The sequence below is a fragment of the Streptomyces sp. NPDC058459 genome (genome assembly GCF_042721685.1).
In the GTDB taxonomy this organism is placed as follows: Bacteria; Actinomycetota; Actinomycetes; order Streptomycetales; family Streptomycetaceae; genus Streptomyces.
In genome coordinates this window covers 1-4,954 of sequence record NZ_JBHXLV010000314.1, presented here as the reverse complement: position 1 = coordinate 4,954, position 4,954 = coordinate 1, and the positions used below count along the sequence as shown (strand labels likewise).

5 protein-coding genes and 1 pseudogene are annotated in these 4,954 nt (G+C 73.0%); 3 read left to right on the top strand and 3 right to left on the bottom strand.

What is annotated here, in order from left to right; genetic code table 11:
• Nucleotides 1-109 precede the first annotated feature (109 nt).
• Nucleotides 110-682 (bottom strand): Dps family protein, encoded by a 573-nt coding sequence (locus ACFWN1_RS31595; protein ID WP_384369634.1) that lies wholly within the window; start codon nucleotides 680-682, stop codon nucleotides 110-112.
• Nucleotides 683-880: 198 nt separating this feature from the next.
• Between ACFWN1_RS31595 and ACFWN1_RS31590 the strand changes: the two genes are divergently transcribed.
• Both ACFWN1_RS31590 and ACFWN1_RS31585 read left to right on the top strand, forming a co-directional pair.
• Entirely contained in the window at nucleotides 881-1,624 is a 744-nt protein-coding gene (locus ACFWN1_RS31590; protein WP_384369631.1) for an alpha/beta fold hydrolase, read from the top strand.
• Between the two features lie 53 nt (nucleotides 1,625-1,677).
• Nucleotides 1,678-1,947: pseudogene (locus ACFWN1_RS31585) on the top strand (hypothetical protein); the annotation flags it as partial.
• Between the two features lie 207 nt (nucleotides 1,948-2,154).
• Here the strand turns inward: ACFWN1_RS31585 and ACFWN1_RS31580 are convergent.
• Nucleotides 2,155-3,069 (bottom strand): LysR family transcriptional regulator, encoded by a 915-nt coding sequence (locus ACFWN1_RS31580; protein WP_384369628.1) that lies wholly within the window; start codon nucleotides 3,067-3,069, stop codon nucleotides 2,155-2,157.
• Nucleotides 3,070-3,171: 102 nt separating this feature from the next.
• Between ACFWN1_RS31580 and ACFWN1_RS31575 the strand changes: the two genes are divergently transcribed.
• Nucleotides 3,172-3,537: a YybH family protein gene (locus tag ACFWN1_RS31575; protein ID WP_384369625.1), complete on the top strand. Its 366-nt coding sequence runs from the start codon at nucleotides 3,172-3,174 to the stop codon at nucleotides 3,535-3,537.
• Nucleotides 3,538-3,652: 115 nt separating this feature from the next.
• Here ACFWN1_RS31575 and ACFWN1_RS31570 read toward each other — a convergent pair whose 3' ends face one another.
• Nucleotides 3,653-4,900, bottom strand: a complete 1,248-nt coding sequence (locus ACFWN1_RS31570) for an MFS transporter (RefSeq protein ID WP_384369622.1) — start codon at nucleotides 4,898-4,900, stop codon at nucleotides 3,653-3,655.
• Nucleotides 4,901-4,954 lie beyond the last annotated feature (54 nt).

Genomic DNA, 4,954 nt, shown 5'->3' with positions numbered 1-4,954 from the left:
CGGCGCACCGCGCGGCCCGGGGGGGCCTCACCCCCAGCCGCGCACCCGCCTGACGCCCCGCGCCGCCGCCCCCCGGGGGGGGGGCCGCGCGGCGTCACGTGATGTCGGCTCAGCTCACCTCGGCGCCCTTGGCGGCCGCCTCCTTCTCGGAGTGCGCGTCACCGGTGGCGAGCGTGCCGCGCGAGCTCTCCAGGTGCGCCCGCACGAACCACTGGAACTGCTCCAGGTCACGCAACTGCTCGATCAGCAGGTCCTCGGTGGCGGGGTCGATCTCGCCGGCCTCCTTGACCCCCGCTCGCACGTCCTCGATCACACCGGTGTAGACCACGTCCAGCGCGGCGAGGTGCGCGATGGCGTCGCCCCGGCCGATGGAGTAGTCGTCCCAGGTGCGCTCGGCCACCAGCGTGCCCGGCGTGCCCTGCGCGACACCACCGAGGGCGGCGATCCGCTCGGCCACGTCGTCGGCCATGTCACGGACCCGGTCGACCTGCGGGTCGATCATCTCGTGCACGGCGATGAAGTGCGGTCCGACGACGTTCCAGTGCACATGCTTCAGCGTGAGGTGCAGGTCGTTGAGCGCGTGCAGACGAAGGCGGAGCAGCCCGATGAGCTTGCCGGCCGCCTCCCGCTCAAGGCCCGGAACGGTGTACTTGGGGGTGAGATCCTTGGGCTGGCTGGTCATGATTCACCTCTGTCACGGCGACGATAAGTACTTGCCTGAGCACATGTGCCCCGGTCCGACCCTCTCAGACCTGCCGATCCTCCGCCCGTCGCGACGGGCGGAACGGGTCCGTCCGACCAAACCGGACGCCGGGCGGCTACGGATTCCCCGTGACGGTCCCGTACGACCGTACGACCGCCCGAAGGGAAGGCGCCCCACGTGAGAGTCCACAGCGACGGCCCGGACGAGACGGCGCGGCACGGGGGTGCCGGGGGAGCACAGGACGCCGAGAGCGCCCTGGTCGTCCGGTACGCCCCCGAGTCCCCGGTGGCCGCCGTGCTCACGCTGCACGGCGGCCGGGCGAACGACGTCTCCGTCAGCCGGCCCTGGCATCTGGCCGCGCTGCGCATGCGTCCCGTCCTGCGCGCCGTCGCCACCGGGCTGCCGCCGGACGGCATCCTGCTCGGCGAGGTGCGCTACCGGCAGCGCGGCTGGAACGACGGTGCCGCCGCCGCCGACGTGCAGCGCGCCCTGACCGAACTGCGTGAGCGGTTCGGGCCGGTGCCCGTCGTCCTGGTCGGCCACTCCATGGGCGGCCGCGCCGCCCTCCAGGCCGCCGCCCACCCCGCCGTGCGCGGTGTCCTCGCCCTCGCGCCCTGGCTGCCCGCCACCGAACCCGCCGTCCATCTGCGCGGACAGCGGCTCGTGGTGCTGCACGGCGACGCCGACCGGATCACCGGCTCCGACGACTCGGTGAGGTTCGTGCTGCGGGCCCGTACGGCCGGCGCCCACGCCGGGATGGTCATGATCACCGGGGCGGAACACGCCATGCTGCGCCGGCTGACCACCTGGCACCGGCTCGCCACCGAGATCGTCGCCGACCTGCTGCGCGACCACCCAGCGACGGACGGCACGTTCGCCGAGGCCACCGCGCCCGGCGCACCGGCGTATCTGCGCGTCTGACCGTCCCCCCGAGAATGGACGGGTCCACCCGAGGGGGGCGCCGGTAGGGTCCTGTGGCGCCGACTGCGCGAGCAGTATGCCGAACTGACCGCCCACGTCCACAGCGGTGGCCGTACCGGCGCCGGAGGCCGGCGCGGTGGCGGGCGTGTCTGCGGTCACCGGAGGTGCGCGAGCACCGGCAACTGGACCTCAAGTTCCGGCTGACGAGCCTGTACGTCCTCAACGAGGGCCGTGAACTGCCCGACTGGTACCGCGAGATGGTCGACAACTCCCTCGCGCTGATCCGGATCTGCGCCACCGCCGCGCACCACCACGGCGAGGACGTACTGCCGCCGACAGCGACACCTAATCGACGGCGTCGTCTTCTTCTTCGACGGAGCCCGCGCCCTGGCCGACTACCCGTACTTCTTCGAGCTGAAGAGGTCCCGGACGGGCAGTCTCCGCTTCGACTGAGACGCCTTTGGACGCGCGAAGCGGGCCCGTCGGCTTCCGGCGGGCCCGCCGTGCCGTCTCCGGAACTCCTGCCGAGGCTATGCGCCGCTCATCGAGGCCAGGGCCTGGCCTGCGGCCGGTCCACCGAAGGACTGGCGGCAGTGCAGCAGCAGTTCGCGCAGTGCGGGGCTCTTGGTCGGCGCGGAGACCAGCGCGAGCACCGCCGGGATGCCGGCGTCGGTGATGGCGATCGTCCTGAGCCCCTCCTGCCGCGCGGTCATGGACCCGGAGAGCACCGCGACCCCGAGGCCCCGCTCGGCCAGGTTCATCACCGCGCTGGGCGCGCTGGCCTGGAGGGCGATGGTGGGGGTCAGCCCGAGCGCGGCGGACGCCTCGTCCAGGGTCGCCCGGATACCGGTCCCCTCGGGCAGGCAGACCAGCGGATAGGCACTGAGTTCGGCGAGGGTGACCCCGTCCCTCCCGGCCAGCGGGTGTCTGTGCGGCACGGCGGCGACGATCGGCTCGCTGAGCACCTGCCAGCCGTCCAGGTCCGCCGGCGCGCTGCGGGCGGCGCCGATCAGCGCCAGGTCGACGCTGCCCTCCCGGACGTACTCGACCAGCTTGGCTGAGTCGTCCTCCAGCAGGCTGACCTCGACGCCGGGGTGCGCGAGATGGAAGCCGGACAGGGCGTCGAAGAGGGGCTGGACGGTGCAGGCGGTGACCATGCCGACGACCAGCTTGCCCCGGACGAGGCCGTTCATCTCGTCCACGGCCTGCCGCAGCGAGTCCATCGAGGACAGTACGGACTTGGCGTGGGCCAGCACCACCTCACCGACGGCCGTGAGCTGGGCGCTGCGGCCCGAGCGGTCGATCAGAGTGGCCCCGAGGTCGTTCTCCAGCTGGCGGATCTGCGCGCTGATGCCGGGCTGGCTGATGTGCACCAGCTCAGCCGCCCGGGTGAAATTGGCTTCCTGTGCCACCGCGATGAAGTACCTCAGCTGCCTGATCTCCATAACCTCAAATTATCATGCCGATCCGAACGATTGATTGGACTTGTGATCTGCCGGTGCCGGAAAATCGGCGGGTCGATTCCCTGACCGCAGGAAAGGATGATCGTGTCCGAGAACGAGAAGGCCCTGAAGCCGGAAGACCTCACCCGTCTCTTCGTGGAGCGCGCCAACGCGGGTGACGCCGCCGGCCTCGCCGCGCTGTACGACGAGGAGGCCGTGATGGCCTACCCGCCGGGCAGCACCACCGTGGGCCGGGAGGCGATCCGCGGGCTGTGGGAGAAGGTGTTGTCCAACGCGCCGCGGTTCGAACGCGAAGAGCCCCTGCCCACCCTGGTGTTCGGTGACATCGCGCTCACCTCCACGCCCCCCGGGGACGGCTCCGGCGCTCGCGCGCAGGTGGTCCGGCGTCAGGCGGACGGCAGCTGGCTGCGCATCATCGACCAGCCGGAGTTCCGCCCGCCGGCCGGCTGACGGTCCGCCCCGGCGCCGGCTCGGCGGAGGCCGGGCGGCCGGGGGAGGCCCGCCCGGTACCCGCCGGATCGCAGCCGGCCGCGCCCGCGCGGGCGCTCGACGCGTCCCCGGGAGTTCACTCCGGCACAGGCGCCGACTCCCGTGTCTCCGCCGGGCGTTGTGCCTCCGCCCAGCGCACCGCGGGCTCCATGGCGACGCCCGCCCCCAGGAACAGAGCGCCCACGACCAGCCAGCCCCCGGTGCCCCAGGACAGGATGAGCGCGGTCAGCAGCAGCGGGCCGATCAGACGCGCGACGGCGGTACCTGCGCCGTAGAAGCCCTGGTACTGGCCCTGCTTGCCGGCCGGGGCGAGGGCGAAGCCGATCTCCCAGGAGCCGGAGCCGAGCAGCATCTCCCCGAAGACCTGCACCCCGGCGGCGACCAGCAGCACCAGCACCGGCAGCCAGGCCGAGGTGCCGACCGCCGACACCCCGAAGCACAGGCAGGCCAGCAGGAGCACCAGCCCCGCCTGCCGTACGGCGCGCGCGGCGGAGCGTAGCCCGGTCACCCGGGCGGCCAGCCGCACCTGGAAGAGGACCACGCTGAGCGTGTTCAGCACCAGCAGCGCGGACACCGTCCAGCCCGGCGCCCCGGTCCGCCGCATGATCCACAGCGGCAGCACCACGCTCAGCAGCGGCATGTACAGCAGCATGACCATGTTCAGCAGCGAGACCAGCGCATAGGGGCGGTCCCGGAGCACGGTGAGGGAGCGTCCGGCGGGCCGGCCGCCCCGAGGGAGCTGCCGGACCGGCGCGGGCAGCCGGCCCAGTATCCAGGCGGCCGGCACGAAGGTGACCGCGTCCATCGCCAGCGCCGTGAGGTAGGAGGCCTCGCTGTCGAGCTGGAGGGCGATGCCGCCCAGCGCCGCGCCGAGCGCGAGCCCCGCGTTGACGGTCGACTGGAGGTAGGCCCGCGTCTCGGTGCGCCGGGCGGGCTCCACCAGCCCGGCGAGCAGGGCCTGCCGGGCGGCCGCCAGCCCGCACTGGCAGCAGGTGTACAGACACACCGCCACCAGGAACGCCGGGTAGGTGCGTACGAAGAGGAGGGCGGCGATGGCGGCGCCGGTCGCCAGCGACATCAGGACGGCGATCCCGCGCGGCCCGCGCCGGTCGGCGAGATGGCCGAGCGGCACCCCGACGACGGCACCGAGCGCCCAGCCCACGGTGAGCGCGGCGCCGATCCGCGTCGGGGACAGCCCGACGACCCGGCTGAAGTACAGCACCGAACACACGTAGAAGGCGCCGTCTCCCACGGAGTTGGTGAGCTGCGCCAGGGCCAGGGTCCTCGGCGGGCCCGGCGGCGGGACGATCCGGCTGACGCGCATTCGGTTCCTCTCGTACGGGCCCATGGTGGGAGGGGGCTCTTGGGGCGGGGGTGG

What these genes read in the sequence shown, in the direction of transcription:
- ACFWN1_RS31595 (WP_384369634.1), bottom strand. Translation starts at nt 682, where the DNA reads ATGACCAGCCAGCCCAAGGATCTCACCCCCAAGTACACCGTTCCGGGC.
- ACFWN1_RS31580 (WP_384369628.1), bottom strand. Translation starts at nt 3,069, where the DNA reads ATGGAGATCAGGCAGCTGAGGTACTTCATCGCGGTGGCACAGGAAGCC.
- ACFWN1_RS31570 (WP_384369622.1), bottom strand. Translation starts at nt 4,900, where the DNA reads ATGCGCGTCAGCCGGATCGTCCCGCCGCCGGGCCCGCCGAGGACCCTG.